The organism is Thalassotalea euphylliae, assembly GCF_003390335.1.
In the GTDB taxonomy this organism is placed as follows: Bacteria; Pseudomonadota; Gammaproteobacteria; order Enterobacterales; family Alteromonadaceae; genus Thalassotalea_F; species Thalassotalea_F euphylliae_B.
The window spans coordinates 4698731-4715783 of record NZ_QUOU01000001.1 but is presented as its reverse complement, the minus strand read 5'-3'; the positions used below and the strand labels follow the sequence as shown (position 1 = coordinate 4715783).

The window sequence follows — 17053 nt, the reverse complement described above, 5'->3', positions numbered from 1 at the left end:
GCAGTCAATCAGATACCCGATCACCGGATAGGTGGTCGGGTTATTTTTTAGCAAGATCCCGTCACTAACTATTCTTCCTAACGCTCTCAATCAATTAGCAGACAATCGTTAAATCAAGATCCAGCGCGGTCAGCTGTTCATTTTCGTGCAGTAATTCATCGCTGATTAAGGGGTGAGCTTCCAGCCATTGACTGGGTAAGCATAAGTTAATCATTTTTCCGTCAACACTGGTGTGGTATTGGGGCAATACATCGTCTTTGCGGCGGCGACACAAGATAATCGCGAGTCTGAGAATCGCCAATAATCGCCGCGCGGTGACCGTGTCGGTAATGGCTAGTTCGGCCATCGCATTAGCCGGAATATCACCTTTAGCTAAGCCGACTAAACTCACGATAAACTGCCTTTCCGTTTGATCAAAGCCCGGTAAATCAGCGTGTTGCAAAATATAGGCACCATGGCGTTGATGATACTTGTATGACAGCAATAACCCCACTTCATGCAGCTGACAGGCACAATTGAGCAGCTGCTTTAAGTTACCATTACTCAGCTGCCATTGGCTCGCGTAACAAGCGAATAAATGCATGGCTTGTTGGCTTACGCGCTCAGCGTGAGCAACATCAATATGGAATCGCTCCACCAAGGAATCTACCGTGCGGGTGCGAATATGCTGGGAACGCATATCGGGCAGCATTTCGTATAGTAAGCCTTCGCGAAGTGCACCGCTTGATAGCTGTAGGGTTTTTACTTCAAAGGTTTCAAATAAGGCGATGAGTATGGCAAGACCACTGGCCAATACCGGCGAACGCTCGCTGGACAGGCCAGCAATTTGAATATTATTTACTGCGCCCGCGCTGAGCAGTTGTTGCTTCACTTCTTGCATAAAAGCTAGAGTGATGATCGCCGGCCGACTTTGATGCATCAATAGTTCAGCCAGTGCCTGCATAGTGCCAGAGCCGCCCAAGGTTTGCTGGCCGATAAACTCTTGGTATTGAGCGATATAAGGCAATAACTGAGATTTTGCTTCGGCAATGGCTTTGCTAAAACCTGCATCGGTAATCTTGCCATCGCGAAAGAAGGCTTGGTTAAACGTCACACAGCCCATATTCAGGCTAATGGCGTGGTGAATATTAAAATTTTCACCGGCGATGATCTCAGTGCTGGCACCACCAATATCAAATACGAGCTTTTGCGCACTGCATTCGCTGGTATGAGCGACACCAAGATAGATACGCTCGGCTTCTTCGATACCTGAAAGTAACCTGACTGGCTGTTTTAATATGTGCTCAGCTCGGTTAAGAAACAGATCGGCATTGTTGGCAATGCGCAACGTCGCGGTGGCGACAATGCGAATGTTTTCTGGCGCAATATCTTGCAAACGCTCTGCAAAAAAGCTTAAACACTCCAGCCCACGACCAATCGCTTCTTCTGAGAGGTTACGCTGGTCGTCTAAGCCTGAGGCAAGGCGCACTTTGCGTTTTACTTTATCAACCGTTTGTACGCCGTCTGCTACCAACCGAGTAATCAACATATGAAAGCTGTTGGAGCCCAAATCAATAACCGCATAAAGAGGGCTAGGTGCGGCGTACTGCTGGTTTTTCATTGCCTATCGACGTCCGTTTCGCGCTCTGTTTTGGCCACCGTTATGAGGTTTATGACGACGATGACGCGGTTTGGGCTTAGGTAGATCGGTAAGCAGTGCGCCAGGGTCGTATTTGCTCACGGGCAAGGTGTGACCTATGTAGTTTTCGATGGCGGGTAAGTTAAAGACGTAGTCTTCACAGGCAAAGCTAATGGCGTGACCTGTCGCCCCTGCACGCCCGGTACGGCCGATACGGTGCACATAGTCTTCAAAATCATCCGGTAAGTCGTAGTTAAAAACGTGCGTTACGGCCGGAATATGTAGTCCACGCGCGGCAACATCAGTGGCCACCAGAATGTCTAAATGCCCTTTGGTGAATTGCTCCAGAATTTTCAGGCGCTTTTTCTGCATGACATCGCCAGTTAATAAGCCAACCCGCACTTTATCGGCATCAAGGTGGGCGAAAATGCTGTCACACATGTGCTTGGTATTGGCAAAAACAATGGCTTTTTCCGGCCACTCTTCTTCCACTAAGGTTTGCAATAAGGCCATTTTGTCATCGTTTGATGGGTAAAATAGCTCTTCGGTGATTCGGGTATTGGTTTTTTGCTCTGGCGCTACTTCGACACTGACTGGGTCGTTCATGTGCTCAAATGCCAGCTCTTTCACGCGGAACGACAAGGTTGCTGAAAACAGCATATTCAAGCGCTCAGTGGCTGCTGGCATTTTGCGGAACATGTAGCGAATGTCTTTGATAAAGCCCAAGTCGAACATGCGATCAGCTTCATCAAGGACGACCACTTCAATATGATTGAGTTGATAAACACCTTGTTTAAAGTAGTCAATCAGTCGGCCGCAAGTACCAATTAAAATATCGACCCCTTGTTCCAACTCTTGGCGTTGAGATTCATAACCCTCGCCCCCATATACCACACCAAGGCGCAAGCCTGTGCTTTTTGCCATGGCTTTCGCATCGTTGTGAATTTGAATGGCCAACTCGCGAGTCGGTGCCATGATAAGGGCACGGGGCTGATTGTGATCAACTTTGCCTTTTTGCAGCAAGTGGTGAAAAGTCGCAGACAAAAATGCGATGGTTTTACCTTCGCCAGTTTGTGCTTGACCCGCGATATCTTTACCGTCAAGTAGTACAGGTAGGGATTTAGCTTGGATATTGGTGCAGTGCTCAAAGCCCATAGCTTCGAGGCCTGTAACGACTTGCTTGGCAAGCCCAAGGTCGGCGAACTTGGTTTCAGTTAAATGTGTTTTTTTCATGCAGCAAGCTTAACAGGTTATCAAACGTTAAAAAATGATTGATAACAGGAAAACACCAAAAACGAACAATTTTACCGAGCAATTTTTACACATGAGACAAATTGCACTTGGTATAATAAAAAACTCTATCGAATTATTCGCATAACTGTATCAGCAAGGTATACTCTTGCTCGTATAGCCGCAAGGTATCTAGTAACGGAGAAAAAAATGAGCGATAAAATACTTCAGCTAACAGATGACAGCTTTGACACTGATGTAATCAACGCGTCAGGTTTAGTATTGGTTGATTTTTGGGCTGAATGGTGTGGTCCTTGTAAAATGATTGCCCCACTACTTGACGATATTGCGCAAGAGTATGAAGGTCAGCTTACCGTTGGTAAATTAAACATCGACCAAAACGCAGGTACGCCACCTAAGTATGGTATCCGTGGTATCCCAACGTTATTACTCTTCAAAGATGGTAACATTGCTGACACTAAAGTTGGCGCCTTATCAAAAACTCAATTAAAAGAGTTTATTGACGCTAACTTATAAGCGACAAACGACAAGCTCAGCCAATGCTGAGCTTTTCTTTTTCTGCGCATAGACGCGCTCAAAAAAACCACTGAATCATAAGAATTAACAAGGCACTTACTTTACCTAGCAACGTTTTAATGCTAACTTTAGCCCTGTAATAACACATATCTAAACCCTATTCTTACGTCCTAACACTGCCAGCAGGCAACACACAACAACATTTTATTGTTTAAGAACATCTACTATGAATCTTACTGAACTCAAACAGAAGTCTATCAGCGAATTGGTTGCGTTAGCCGAGTCGATGAAGCTTGATAATCTTGCTCGTAACCGTAAACAAGACATTATTTTCGCGATTTTAAAAGCCCACGCTAAAAGCGGTGAAGATATTTTCGGTAGCGGTGTGTTGGAAATTTTACAAGACGGTTTTGGCTTCTTGCGTTCTGCAGACTCTTCATACCTTGCTGGCCCAGATGATATTTATGTATCACCTAGCCAAATTCGCCGTTTTAGCTTGCGCACGGGTGACACCATTCAAGGTAAGATTCGTCCACCAAAAGATGGTGAGCGCTACTTTGCGTTACTTAAAGTTAATGAAGTTAACTTTGACAAGCCAGAAAACTCTCGCAACAAGATTTTATTCGAAAACTTAACGCCAGTTCACTGTAACTCGCGCATGGTCATGGAGCGTGGTAACGGTTCGACGGAAGATATTACGGCACGTGTGTTAGACCTAGCCTCGCCAATCGGTAAAGGTCAGCGCGGTTTGATTGTGGCACCGCCAAAAGCGGGTAAAACTCTTTTACTGCAAAATATCGCGCAAAGTATTGCTCATAATCACCCTGAGTGTGAGCTAATGGTTCTACTGATTGATGAGCGCCCAGAAGAAGTCACGGAAATGCAGCGCCTGGTGAAAGGTGAAGTGGTTGCTTCAACGTTTGACGAGCCAGCTAGCCGTCACGTACAAGTAGCCGAAATGGTGATTGAAAAAGCTAAGCGTTTAACTGAGCACAAGAAAGACGTGGTGATTTTACTTGATTCAATTACCCGTTTAGCACGTGCCTACAACACGGTAATTCCATCGTCAGGTAAAATCCTTACTGGTGGTGTTGATGCGAATGCCTTACACCGCCCTAAGCGTTTCTTCGGTGCCGCACGTAATATCGAAGAAGGTGGTAGCTTAACCATTATTGCTACGGCGCTAGTCGATACCGGGTCAAAAATGGATGAAGTTATTTACGAAGAATTTAAAGGTACAGGTAACATGGAACTGCACCTATCTCGTAAAGCTGCTGAAAAACGCGTATTCCCAGCGATTCACTTTAACCGCAGTGGTACCCGCCGCGAAGAGTTACTGACCAAACAAGATGAACTTCAAAAAATGTGGATTTTACGTAAGATTGTTCACGAAATGGGTGAAATTGATGCCATGGAGTTCTTGATTGATAAGTTGGCGATGACCAAAACCAATGATGAATTCTTCGACTCGATGAAGCGTAAGTAATTTCAATCGATACGAAAAACACCGGCCTAGCCGGTGTTTTTGTTTATGCGCTTTTATTTGTGCTTCTTTTGAATGTTTATTGGTGAGCACAATTTGCAATAGTATGTTCCTATGAATAGTTTCACTGTGTTGCCCTGTAGATTTATTGCTGTGCTCCTGATCATCTGGCCGATATGGGCGGTAAAGGCTGATAACGCGACATCAGAGCGTATTGACGTGCTAGTTGAAGACGCTTACCCGATGCAATATATGGAGCGTGGTAACTATTTAGGGCCAATCGCAGAGCAGGTCATCAAACTGTTGGCAAAAGCTGATATAGAGGAATACCAGTTTACGCTTATCCCTTGGCCGCGCGCCGTCGTGATGGCCAAAAACAAACCCAATACCTTGATTGTTGGCTTAGCACGAATACCACAGCGAGAGCAAGATTACCTATGGGTAACGCCCGTTGTCAGGCTTGACTATCAGTTTTACAGTACGGCAACCATCCTGCAGGAGCAGACGATTGACGAAGACACAGTAAAGTCTATGCGCATCGGCACGGTGATCAATAGTATGCTAGATCAGCATTTACGATCGCAAGGCTTTACCCAAGTACAAGCGGTCCCTTATGCAGAGCAGAACTTTGATAAACTGATCAACCGTCGCATTGACGTCATTCCCGCCAGTAGCCGCGATTTTATGGCTTCTTGTCGTATTGTCAGACATGACTGCCATCGCTTTGTGCCAGTCTTACCGATAGATTTACCCACTAAAACCCTGTGGTTAGCGGCAAGTAAAACCACAGAGAAACACTTGATAGAGCGATTACACCTCGCCGCTAAGTCTATTGAACCTTAATTTTTTGATAGTAGCCGTCAAAGATCAATTGCCAAGTGTCTCCTTTATCTTGGCTAGCTTGCCAGCGCTGATTGACACGCCCATCGTCAAGCAGCCGCCAACTCACCTTATTAATAGTGGCTTTGCCCCCTTGGTTTATTCCATTACCAGTCAAGGTCATCACACCATCACTAAAACGGCCGTTTAATTGCAGTAAAGCCCCGCTGCTATCTATCCAAGTTTGATGCCACTGCTGTGTTTGTCGCTCATAGATATTGAGGCTCTTTCCCTCAAAACCTGTTGGGGATTGGTATTCTTCCAAAATACCGCAGCCACCGTTAATCAAAGAAATTTTGCTGTGACTGACTTGCTTGTTTGCACTGTTAGTCACCTGCTACTCACCGAGCCAAAAATCAAATTGGCGGTAGGCGTTGTCGTCACAAGCCATGGCTGAGTGCGCGGACAAACTGACTAAAAAGGCGAATATTTTTCTGGTCATAGTGTGCCTTAGTTTCGTAGTAGGCTGTTTGTACCAATAGGTATAAGGTTAGCAGTGTTTAGCTATTTACCGCTTAAACAATTCCCTACTAGCCATTTGCCATCTCGGCATTTGTTATCTAGTCATGGCGAGTACTTGCCTTGCAGGTTATAATATCAGCACTATTTTTGAGCAATATTTAATATGAAATACAGCGATTTACGCGACTTTATTAAGCAGCTGGAAAAAATTGGTCAGCTCAAACGCATCAAGCAGCCAATTTCTACTGAGTTGGTGATGACTGAAATCAGCGATCGAACCTTGCGAGCGAAAGGCCCTGCCTTGTTGTTCGAAAACCCCATTGGTTTTGATATGCCCGTATTGACGAACTTATTTGGCACGCCTGAGCGGGTGGCATTGGCGATGGGACAAGAAAACGTCAGCGCGCTGCGCGATGTTGGCCAATTGTTGGCAACATTAAAAGAGCCTGAGCCACCAAAAGGTTTTAAAGACGCACTTGATAAACTGCCGTTGTACAAGCAAGTGCTCAATATGCCGACCAAGGTCGTGAAAAAAGCAGAGTGCCAGCAAGTTGTCATGTCGGGCGACGCAGTTGATCTCACTAAGTTACCTATTCAGCACTGCTGGCCGGGCGACGCGGCCCCGCTCATTACTTGGGGGCTAACCATTACGCGCGGCCCTCATAAAGAGCGCCAGAACCTTGGCATCTATCGCCAACAGCTATTAGGCAAGAACAAGTTGATTATGCGTTGGTTGTCACATCGAGGTGGTGCCATTGACTTTCAAGAGTTTAAGAAAGCGAACCCTGGCGAAAATTACCCCGTTTCTGTCGCGCTTGGCGCCGATCCCGCGACTATATTAGGGGCTGTAACACCCGTTCCTGATACCTTATCTGAGTATGCTTTTGCGGGCTTGTTACGCGGCAGCAAAACACAAGTGGTGAAAAGTATTAGTAATGACCTGCAAGTGCCAGCAACCGCTGAAATCGTGCTTGAGGGTTATATCGCGCCTGATGAAACCGCACCTGAAGGCCCTTACGGTGATCACACGGGATACTACAATGAAGTAGATGAATTCCCCGTGTTTACTGTGACACACGTGACCATGCGTGAAAATCCGATTTATCACAGTACCTACACTGGCCGTCCGCCCGATGAACCCGCCATTCTTGGAGTTGCACTCAACGAAGTGTTTGTGCCGATTCTGCGCAAACAATTCCCCGAAATTGTCGATTTTTATTTACCACCCGAAGGGTGTTCGTATCGCCTAGCGGTCGTCACCATGAAAAAGCAGTACCCTGGGCATGCAAAGCGGGTGATGATGGGCGTTTGGTCGTTTCTGCGCCAATTTATGTATACCAAGTTCGTGATTGTTTGTGATGACGACATCAATGCGCGTGATTGGGAAGATGTTATTTGGGCGATTACTACGCGTATGGATCCAAGTCGTGATACCCTGTTGGTGGATAACACGCCGATCGACTATTTAGATTTTGCTTCGCCAGTTTCTGGCCTAGGTTCAAAAATGGGGATGGATGCGACCAATAAGTGGCCAGGAGAAACTGACCGCGAATGGGGCGAGCCAATTGTGATGGATGACGCCGTGAAGCAACAAGTCGATGAAATATGGCAAGAATTGGCGATAGTCCCGAAAGCCTCCAAATAAATGACATAAGAGAAAGATTGTAGATGAATACCATTGAGTGTCGAATTGAACAAATCGTTAACTTAACCCCGTATGTTTATAAAGTGCTGTTGGCACCTAGTCAGCCAGTTGAATTTAAACCTGGTCAGTACTTAAACCTCGTGATGGCAGAAGACGACAAACGCGCGTTTTCCATTGCCAGCGCGCCACACCAGCCATTAATTGAATTGCAAATTGGCGCATTTGGTGAAGACAGCTATGCGATGCAAGTTATCGACAAGTTAAAAAATAGCGACACCATTGCGATAGAGGCGCCGATGGGTAACGCTTACTTGCGTGAAGAAAGTGATCGCCCGTTATTATTGATGGCGGGCGGCACGGGCTTCTCTTACATCAAATCTATGTTTGAGCATTTAGCTGAGCAAGCGAGCGATCGTTCACTTGTGGTTTACTGGGGGCTGCGAACACTCGATGCCTGCTATGAGTTAGAGCAAACCAAAGCGATTGTTGAGTCGTTACCCAATGCCCGTTTTGTGCCAGTGATTGAACAAGCGGAAGCTTCTTGGCAGGGGAAATCTGGCTTAGTACATCAAGCGGTAATGAGCGATATCACCAGCCTTGAAGCTTATGATATCTACCTCGCGGGTCGCTTTGATATGGTGGGCATTGTGCGCACCGATTTTGTTGAGCACGGCGCAAATATCGACCATATGTATGCCGACGCTTTTGCGTTTATCTAAATGCACAGCGTCTGTAAGCGCACAAGGTATTTTGTCTCTTTAGCCCAAGGCTTGCTATGTCTGAGCTAAAGGCTTTATTAACCAAAGTGCTTTGATGTTCAGTTGGCGACGCTAGTGCTTCGCCAACTGTCTTCTAATCGCTTTTCAACAGCCCGCGAAAAGTCTGCTAACTGCTGGTATCGTCAGCCACTGTTCGGTCTCGAATAACAACACGGTTTCTGCCATTATCTTTGGCTTGATACAAACAAGCATCCGCCACCTTCACCCAATCGACGATATTGACGGCAAATTTTGCTTGCGCGATAACGGCACCAAAACTGGAACTTGTGTTAATGGTATTCCCGCTGGCATCGGTTACTGCTAGTGCGGCAATACTGCATCGCAGTGCTTCCAATTTATCGGTAAGTGCCACTGGTGAGATATAAGGGGCGACAATCACAAACTCTTCACCACCAAAGCGCGCAACTATGTCTGTTTCACGGCTAAAGGCTTGCCTGATCAGTGCCGCAACCGCCACCAGCACTTTGTCACCAGTTAAATGACCATAAGTGTCATTGAGGCGTTTAAAGTGATCTAAGTCGAGCATTACGACTGCCATATTAGCATCGCTGCGTTGTGCGGCTTTTTGCATTAGCTCAAAGTGGCTATCGAGATAATGGCGGTTATATACTTTGGTTAAACCATCAATACGCGCTTGTGCTTTGAGTTGCTGGTTGGCTTGATTAAGCTCTTGCGTGCGTTCTTGCACTTTAATTTCGAGCTGTTGTTGGTGCTCTTTGACCGAGCGCTTATTCGACTTTAATTCCTCGTAAAGCTGCTCAATTTCAATCGCCGCCACTTGATAAAGGGGCGTAAATTCTGTGATCGCTTTATTGTCGTACTTGTTTACTTGCTTCATGATAAAGCGCAATGGTCGCGTGATACGGCTACCAAAGCGATGTGCAATTAAGCTGGTCAGCAACAAGGTCAGCATTAAGCTGAAAAATATCACTAAGTACTCTCGCTCTATCTCACGTATCGTCAGTTGGTAGTCAACTAGGGTATAGACTTTCCAGCCACTGCTCGCGGTGCTTTGTGCATAGGCAAACTGTTTGTTTGGCAGGGTTTCAACAATTAAACGATCTTGAATTGATGAGTCCACCACCCGTTGCACGTCAAACAAATACAGTGGCTCTAAGTTAAGAGAGGGGTGTGCATAAATGATATTGTCGTGTTGATCAGTGACCACGACCTTGAGTGTCTCAGCGCCAAGCTTAGCTTGGGTCAGTCGGCCAATAAAGCTTAAATCAACCGAACCTTCGACGATACCAAGGGCATTAGTGGGCTGTCTCACATCGAAAATAGGTGTACTGATAGCAACAATAGTGTCTGTGCCAAATCCTCTGCCTTTGAACACTGGTGACATATAAAGTGACTGGGTGAGCATTGCTTGTTGAAAATAATCGCGATCGGCAACGTTCATATCACCGCTAAGTGACAATAAGTGCTGCGGGCTAGCATGAATAACATCGGCGTTACTGTTGGTAATCAACATGGTAATAAAGCCGCTGTAGCTTTGATGGACTTGCTCAAGAGACGTTTGCCATTGACTCGCTGGCACAGCGCTAAGCCACTGAGCGGCAAGTGCGATAGCACTTTTCTGGTTCTTGAGTGAAATGTCGATCATTTCAGCAAATTTTTCCGAGCGATCTTCAAGCGTTGTTTCAATAATATTTTGTGCTTTGACGATCAAATCGCGACTGATAAACAAGGTCGTTGACGTGAGGGCCATCGTCGTCATCAGTACAATCGCGTAGTTCAATTGATGCTTTAATTTGCGTTTCAATGGCGGCTGTTGTGACCAGCTGGCGTTCAAGCGATCGCTTAACAAGAACGCAATTAAACAGCCAATGGTGCCGTAGATAATGGCATTAAAGCCTTGTTTTAGTGCAATGAACAGCCAGTAAACAGTCCCTTGATCGACGCCTAGCCAAACAATTAACCCCGTTAGTGGCATACCAATAACACACCAGTAAGCAATGTCGGCGAATAATACGTAGACACCCCTACCGCGCAAGTAGGCTATGGTTAGCGCTTCCAAGCCAAAGGTTAAGAAAGCAAAGGGATGCCCCCATGTAAAATACAAGGGAGTGGCTGTCATCAAAGCCGTTAGCAATGCCCATTGCGGCTTTAGACACATGGCTGCAATGATCACCATTGCATTGCCTAAGATTAATTCGACTTCCGGTAGAAAAGGGAAGGTGAAAGTGTTGAGAGTAGCACCCAATACACCGAGCAGCAGGGCTACCCATATTGGCTGAAATGAGCGCTCCGTGGTGTATTCTTGCGTCGAAGTATTAGGTACTGCTGTCATTCGGTTACAAGCTTATTAATAGCTCAGCTGCTTGTTGATGTTTTCCTTGTTGGCTGAGTGCGCGGGCAAATCCTTTCGCATCAATATGACTCATTGGCGTTTGGCCTGCGGCAATGCTGTTAAACGCGCGCTCGGCAAGGGGCCACTGCTGATCACTCAGCGCGAAGTGACCCAAACAACTTAACCAGAAGTGGTTGTGTTGGTCTTTTTGCAAGTGTTGCTGGGTCGCTTTGATGAGTTCAGTTGGCTGCGCCAAGGCCAGTGTTTTAATTTGGTTAATAAGCACAGTGTTCTGCCCTTTTTTTACCACAGGCAGTAGTAACTGGTTTAATGGCTCAGCAAGCTGATGCTTAGCAAGGACTTGGCAATAGGCAGAGACAATATCGTTGTCTTGTTTCAGTTTGCGCCCTAGACTTTGCCAATAATCAACCAGTGCTTGTGCACTTTTTTCATACACTAGCTGTTCAAACTGACCGAAATAAGCTTGGTGTTGCCATTTTCCGACTTGTGTACTGGTAATCGCTTTTTGCTTTTTAGCTTTTGCGATAAATGTAATGGCATGCTCAAAACGCTGTTCAGCGATACTCAAGTTAATTTCGTGGGCAAGTATGCGGTGATCATGACCAATATGAGTGTGATAAGTATCGAGTAATTCGCGCGCTTTTTGCCACTGTTGCTGCGCCATCAAAATATCGAGCTGTACTAAGATGCTTTCAATGCCATGCTCTTTCACGCTTTGCCCTTGGTGGTCAGCAAGTTGCAAATAGCGCTCGGTATTTACTTCGTTGCTTTGCTCGTGAGCGGCTTTAGCCGCCACTAAATAGGCGGTCATTGGCGACTGGCTTTTATCTGCGCTGCTAGCGAGTAACTTTTCCGCCTCTTCGTGATGGCCCAATAGATAAGCGGCAATGCCCTTTCGATAATCGCGTTCACTGCGGCGTTTGCTGGCAAAGGCAAGCTTGTGCCAAGTACCTGTGCCAACCTTGATACCACCGCGCAGTACTTTCAGTAAAAACATCAAGGTAATAAAAAGTACGACTAATGCAAAAACGGCGGTAACGACGGTTGATTCTATAGTTAAATCACCCATGGCAATGAGTATGTAGCCCTTTTCGCCAATCAGCATTGGGCTGAGCGCGATGGCAACAAGCACCAGTAGTGCAATAACAATCAATTTGATCATAGGGTTGCTCCATTGATTTTTTGCTCGTTGTCGTCAGCGGCTTCTGCATCAGCTGACGGTTTAGGGGCGATATCAACGGGGGCTAGCGGCGTCGCAGCCGGGTTTTGTGCAAGTCGGCTAATGGCGCGGTACGATTCCAGCTTGTTCGGCAGTGATAGGCTGACCACTTGATTGCGCAGCTCAGTTATCGTTTGCTGGAAGTTAGTGACCGCAAGCGACTCCATATCGAAGTATTCGCTAACCCAAGCATTCACTTTATTGAGCGACTCTTGGTATAAGGCTTTTTTGTGTTGGCTCGTCGCCCACTGCGCTAATTGCAATTTCAGTTGTAAATTTTGGCGCAGATGATTTTGCTGCTCAGGGCTTAGCAGCGCCTCCACGTTGCTAGCACGGCGTTTAACAGTGAAGAAATAACTGGCAATTTTTTGCCAAGTTTTACTGAGGTTTTCGCGCCAGTCTGCAATATCTTCCGACAAGGTTAAGTCTGGCGCTGCTGTAGTTGGTGTTGGTAGATGTGCCATGGCAATTGGCAGTGCATCAATCTGCTCGGTCAGCCCCATTAAGGTTAAAATCACATCATCGGTTGCCAATTCGGGTAACAGGTTTAAGGCCGCGATATCTTGGCTGATCAGCTTGCGCACTGGCAGATATTCGGGGTTTTTCGTGGTTTTGAGTTTGTCGTCAGCTTCATTCAGTAGGCGAATTGCCAGTTGTGCATCTTGCTCTAACCACAAGGAGCGGCTGGCAACGCGGATAAGGTATTCCGCTTCTTTTACTTGCCACGGCGCACTATTATTTTGTTGTAGGCTTTGGGTTAGTGTGCGCAGCTGTGCCAGCTCGGTTTGCACTGGGCTCAGTGCCGGACTTAATGCTTGCTCTGCCAATTGCGGCACTTGCGCTAGCGCGGTCTCTTGCTGGCGGGTCAGTGTGGCTTGTTGTTGATTGAGCGCTTGTTGTAAGTTTTGCTCAGTGGCTGAAAGTTGTAATTGATGAGACTGCTGAACCTCAGCGCGCAATGTCTTGTGTTGCTCCATCAGCCAAAAGTAGCCACCACCAAGGCCGGCAATTGCCCCCACCGATAATACTAAAGCGAGTGCGCCTACTTTTGAAATGCCTTGTTTGGGTGGTTTTGCTGGCGGCGTCTTGGGGGCTGTACTCGCTGTTTTATTTGCTGCTTTTTTCGCTGGTGAGCTTAGCTTTGCTGATGATTCAAGTTCAGCTTTGTCAGCCTTAGGGGACGTTGTGTTAGCGGGCTTTGTCTTTGATGGCTTGGTATTCTTAGCTGCCGATTCTGGCGTCGTGTTATCTGTCATTTGTTCGTTCCAATTGATTCAGCGTTTTCATTATCGCTTGATCGCTCGCACCTTGGGTGCAGACAACCTGTTGCAGTCCATATCTCCGAGCAGTATCAGCAATACGCTCGCTGGCGACAAGCCATAAGCATGTGTTTTGCCAGAAATTATCTTTGTCTTGTGGATGCGATACATTTTGAGTTAATTGCCATGCGCTTTCAAGTAATGCCTGACTGGTCACTATAATGCCTGTCACCCCCTGTTCACGCCATAGGCAGGCTTGACGCTGATCAAACTCCAGCCACTGGCGATAATAACTTTCGAAATAGCGAACATTCGCACCGCGCATAATCAATTCATTCGCCAGCAGTTCGCGGCCACCATTGCCGCGAATGATTAAAATATTGCGGTTCGATACCTTCGCCAGTGCGGGTAGCGCCAACATCCCTTCGCTGTCATGCTGAGTTGGGCAAATCACCTGTGTGATGCCCGCTTGTATCAGGGCTCCTTGCGTTGCATTGCCAACCGCGATAACGGTTTTAGCAGCCCACTGTGGCAAAGGTAATATCTGATTCGCCCATTCGACTGCCGCCTTGCTGACGAAGATTAATATCTCTGGAGAATGTTCGCTAAGTAACTGAGAGAGTGTTTGTTGGCTACTGCCTGCTTGGTAGGTAAACAATGGCTGGCAAAAGGTTTGATAGCCAGCGCGTTGCAGTTGCTGGGCAAGCTGCTCTGCTTGAGGTGCTGGGCGAGTAATCAGCAGCTTAGCTTGGTGCCGCTCATTACTCGCTTTTTTGCTTGGCGGGTGGTCTATGTTAGTCACCGTAAACTTGCTGAAGAATGCGCTTCGCGCCTAAGCCAAGCAGGGTGTCGGCAAGCTTTTGGCCAATCGCCTCGGCGTGTTCAATACTGCCTGTGATCTCACTTTCGATGATTTCACTGCCGTCGACCGAGCCAACTAAACCGCGCAAGTAGAGTTCGTCGTCTTCAATAATGGCATAGCTGCCGATGGGGACTTGGCAGCCACCTTCAAGCGCTCGGTTCATCGCGCGCTCTGCTAATACGCGTACGCGAGTTTCTTGGCATTCAAGTGGTGCAAGCAATTGCTTTATTGTTTCATCATCCGTGCGGCATTCAATACCCACCGCACCTTGGCCGTTGGCGGGTAACATTTGCTCTGGTTCGATAAAGGCCTTGATGCGCTCAGGCATTGCTAATCGAATTAAGCCCGCTGATGCTAAAATAATCGCATCGTATTCGCCGTCATCAAGTTTCTTCAAACGCGTATTGACGTTACCGCGCAGATCGCGAATCTCTAGGTCAGGGCGCTGCGATTTCAGCTGACATTGGCGGCGTAAGCTTGAGGTGCCGACAATGGCGCCTTTAGGCAGTTTGTCAATGCTGGCGTATGTGTTCGACACAAACGCGTCACGCGGGTCTTCACGCGGACAAATAACTTCTAATCCCAAACCTTCTGGGAAGTCCACTGGCACGTCTTTCATCGAGTGCACGGCAATGTCCGCACGGCCTTCGAGCATCGCCACTTCCAGCTCTTTTACGAATAAGCCTTTACCGCCGACCTTTGCTAATGGGGTATCCAAAATGATGTCGCCCTTGGTGGTCATCGGCACTAATTCAACGGTGATATCTGGGTGGAAGTGCTCTAATTGAGCTTTGACGTATTCCGCTTGCCATAGGGCTAAGGCACTTTTGCGGGTTGCAATTCTTACTGTGGTCATGGTGATCTCTTACGACTGAGTTCTGTGGGCTTAGCGCTTACGGTTGCGTTAAGGTAATGTCGGCTTCTGCCTGTTTGGCAACGGCGGCAGACAAAAACTGCCAAAATTCGTCGCCGGCACGTTTATCGCGCCATTGGTCATTGTCTAAGACAAAATGGTGACCGTTGAACTTGGTAGCAACCCAAATTTCATGCAGTGGCGCTTGCTTGTTGATGATAATTTTACTGCCGTTTTTAAATGCCAAAGTCAACATCCCACCGACACCTTCGTAATCAATGTCTGTGCCGCAGTCTTCAATGGCTTCTTCTACTGCGAGTAATAACTCGTCAGCAATGAAATTGTATTGGCTATCGTTCATTTATCAGATCCAAGAGTGATAACACTTGTATTTGTTGATGTGCATGTGCGTATAATACCAGTCACATGCCGTAATACCAGCGTATTACCTTAATTTTTGCCTGCTAACTTATTAAAAAATGAAAACAAAACTTAACCGAATTTTTGCCTGTTTTTTTGTGCTTGCTGTACTTGCTGGTTGTGGTTTAAAAGGGCCACTTTATCAAACCCCAGAGCAGCCTGAACAAGAGCAGCCAGCGTCGGATGCAGGAGCAAACTAGTGGATTATTTTAACTATCAAGGTGATGCTTTGTATGCCGAGGGCTGCGCGGTCGCTTCGCTGGCGAACGAGTATCAAACACCGCTTTATGTCTATTCAAGAGCGACAATAGAGCGCCACTGGCATGCTTTCGACCAAGCCGCAGGTGAGCTCCCTCATTTGGTGTGCTATGCGGTCAAAGCGAACAGCAACTTGGCCGTATTGAACGTGATGGCGCGTTTAGGCTCGGGCTTTGATATTGTCTCTAAAGGTGAGCTGGCACGCGTAATTGCTGCTGGTGGCGATCCCGCGAAAGTGGTTTTTTCCGGCGTTGGCAAAACGTCTGATGAAATCGCTTATGCGCTATCACACGGTATTTATTGTTTTAATATTGAGTCTGCCGCCGAGCTTGAACGCATTAATCATGTGGCTGGCAAGCTTGGCAAAAAAGCACCCGTCTCGTTTCGCGTTAACCCAGATGTTGACGCGGGCACACACCCTTATATTTCAACGGGCTTAAAAGAGAATAAATTTGGGATCAGTATTGAAGAAGCCCCAGCGCTTTATCAACACGCGGCAACACTCGCGAATATTGCGATCAAGGGAGTAGATTGTCATATCGGCTCTCAGCTAACAGAAGTGCAGCCCTTTTTAGATGCGCTTGACCGCGTGTTGGTACTGGTTGATACCTTAGCCGAGCAAGGTATTTCCCTCTCACACATCGATGTCGGTGGTGGTTTAGGGGTCTGTTACGACGATGAACAACCTCCGCATCCTAACGAATACGCGAAAGCGATTGCCGAGAAAATTGCTGATCGCAGTATTACCCTGATTTATGAGCCGGGGCGCGCCATTATGGCCAATGCCGGGATATTGGTGACTCAAGTTGAGTTTATCAAAACCAATCAAGACAAGCATTTCGCCATTGTTGACGCGGCCATGAATGATTTACTGCGTCCGTCACTCTACCAAGCGTGGCAAAACATTATTCCGGTTGAGCCGCGCACCAATGCGCCTAAGGTTAATTACGATGTGGTCGGGCCAATTTGTGAAACGGGTGATTTTCTCGGTAAAGACCGCGAGCTAGCGATTCAAGCGGGTGACTTGCTGGCGGTGCGCTCTGCAGGTGCTTATGGCTTTACCATGAGTTCAAACTACAACAGTCGCCCACGCGTCGCCGAAGTCATGGTTGACGGCGAAACCAGTACGCTAGTGCGCGAGCGAGAAACCATTGAGCAATTATGGCAAGGTGAGCACACCCTGCCGGACTCATCGGCACCCAATAGCGGCCAATAAGCAATAAAGACACTCAATA

General features: G+C 47.1%; 16 protein-coding genes. 7 read left to right on the top strand and 9 right to left on the bottom strand.

Features of this window, described 5'->3' with window-relative positions:
- Positions 1-94: 94 nt before the first annotated feature.
- The gene (locus DXX93_RS20410) at positions 95-1600 is read right to left on the bottom strand and encodes a Ppx/GppA phosphatase family protein (protein WP_116009725.1); all 1506 of its coding nucleotides are present in this window, start codon (positions 1598-1600) and stop codon (positions 95-97) included.
- A gap of 3 nt (positions 1601-1603) precedes the next feature.
- Positions 1604-2851: an ATP-dependent RNA helicase RhlB gene (rhlB, locus tag DXX93_RS20405; RefSeq protein WP_116009724.1), complete on the bottom strand. Its 1248-nt coding sequence runs from the start codon at positions 2849-2851 to the stop codon at positions 1604-1606.
- A gap of 207 nt (positions 2852-3058) precedes the next feature.
- Between rhlB and trxA the strand changes: the two genes are divergently transcribed.
- The 3 genes from trxA to DXX93_RS20390 all read left to right on the top strand — a co-directional run bounded on the left by trxA (position 3059) and on the right by DXX93_RS20390 (position 5711).
- Entirely contained in the window at positions 3059-3385 is a 327-nt protein-coding gene (trxA, locus tag DXX93_RS20400) for a thioredoxin TrxA (RefSeq protein WP_116009723.1), read from the top strand.
- Positions 3386-3611: 226 nt separating this feature from the next.
- On the top strand, positions 3612-4871 hold the full coding sequence (gene rho, locus DXX93_RS20395; protein ID WP_116009722.1) for a transcription termination factor Rho: 1260 nt from the start codon (positions 3612-3614) through the stop codon (positions 4869-4871).
- Positions 4872-4982: 111 nt separating this feature from the next.
- Positions 4983-5711 (top strand): transporter substrate-binding domain-containing protein, encoded by a 729-nt coding sequence (locus DXX93_RS20390; RefSeq protein ID WP_116009721.1) that lies wholly within the window; start codon positions 4983-4985, stop codon positions 5709-5711.
- Here the strand turns inward: DXX93_RS20390 and DXX93_RS20385 are convergent.
- The gene (locus DXX93_RS20385) at positions 5698-6081 is read right to left on the bottom strand and encodes a DUF1579 family protein (RefSeq protein WP_116009720.1); all 384 of its coding nucleotides are present in this window, start codon (positions 6079-6081) and stop codon (positions 5698-5700) included. The two genes, DXX93_RS20390 and DXX93_RS20385, sit on opposite strands and share 14 nt — an antisense overlap.
- Positions 6082-6372: 291 nt before the next feature.
- Between DXX93_RS20385 and ubiD the strand changes: the two genes are divergently transcribed.
- A complete protein-coding gene (ubiD, locus tag DXX93_RS20380; RefSeq protein WP_116009719.1) occupies positions 6373-7854 on the top strand; it encodes a 4-hydroxy-3-polyprenylbenzoate decarboxylase in 1482 nt (493 codons plus the stop codon).
- 23 nt (positions 7855-7877) lie between these two features.
- Positions 7878-8573: an NAD(P)H-flavin reductase gene (gene fre / locus DXX93_RS20375; protein ID WP_116009718.1), complete on the top strand. Its 696-nt coding sequence runs from the start codon at positions 7878-7880 to the stop codon at positions 8571-8573.
- A 166-nt stretch (positions 8574-8739) separates the two neighbouring features.
- Here fre and DXX93_RS20370 read toward each other — a convergent pair whose 3' ends face one another.
- From DXX93_RS20370 to cyaY, 6 genes are read right to left on the bottom strand one after another with little or no spacing between them, the layout of a single operon-like run.
- On the bottom strand, positions 8740-10926 hold the full coding sequence (locus DXX93_RS20370; protein WP_116009717.1) for a sensor domain-containing diguanylate cyclase: 2187 nt from the start codon (positions 10924-10926) through the stop codon (positions 8740-8742).
- A 4-nt stretch (positions 10927-10930) separates the two neighbouring features.
- Positions 10931-12109, bottom strand: coding sequence for a heme biosynthesis HemY N-terminal domain-containing protein (locus tag DXX93_RS20365; protein WP_116009716.1), 1179 nt, complete (start codon positions 12107-12109; stop codon positions 10931-10933).
- On the bottom strand, positions 12106-13422 hold the full coding sequence (locus DXX93_RS20360; RefSeq protein WP_116009715.1) for a uroporphyrinogen-III C-methyltransferase: 1317 nt from the start codon (positions 13420-13422) through the stop codon (positions 12106-12108). Before DXX93_RS20360 ends, DXX93_RS20365 begins: the two co-directional genes overlap by 4 nt.
- A complete protein-coding gene (locus DXX93_RS20355; RefSeq protein ID WP_116009714.1) occupies positions 13412-14227 on the bottom strand; it encodes a uroporphyrinogen-III synthase in 816 nt (271 codons plus the stop codon). The genes DXX93_RS20360 and DXX93_RS20355 overlap by 11 nt, the downstream gene beginning before the upstream one ends.
- The gene (gene hemC, locus DXX93_RS20350) at positions 14220-15143 is read right to left on the bottom strand and encodes a hydroxymethylbilane synthase (RefSeq protein ID WP_374188934.1); all 924 of its coding nucleotides are present in this window, start codon (positions 15141-15143) and stop codon (positions 14220-14222) included. The genes DXX93_RS20355 and hemC overlap by 8 nt, the downstream gene beginning before the upstream one ends.
- Before the next feature lie 37 nt (positions 15144-15180).
- Positions 15181-15501 (bottom strand): iron donor protein CyaY, encoded by a 321-nt coding sequence (cyaY, locus tag DXX93_RS20345; RefSeq protein WP_116009712.1) that lies wholly within the window; start codon positions 15499-15501, stop codon positions 15181-15183.
- Between the two features lie 118 nt (positions 15502-15619).
- Here cyaY and lptM point away from each other — a divergent pair, with 118 nt between their 5' ends.
- Together lptM and lysA are read left to right on the top strand one after the other, a co-directional pair.
- A complete protein-coding gene (gene lptM, locus DXX93_RS20340; protein WP_116009711.1) occupies positions 15620-15760 on the top strand; it encodes an LPS translocon maturation chaperone LptM in 141 nt (46 codons plus the stop codon).
- Entirely contained in the window at positions 15760-17034 is a 1275-nt protein-coding gene (lysA, locus tag DXX93_RS20335) for a diaminopimelate decarboxylase (protein WP_116009710.1), read from the top strand. Before lptM ends, lysA begins: the two co-directional genes overlap by 1 nt.
- Positions 17035-17053 lie beyond the last annotated feature (19 nt).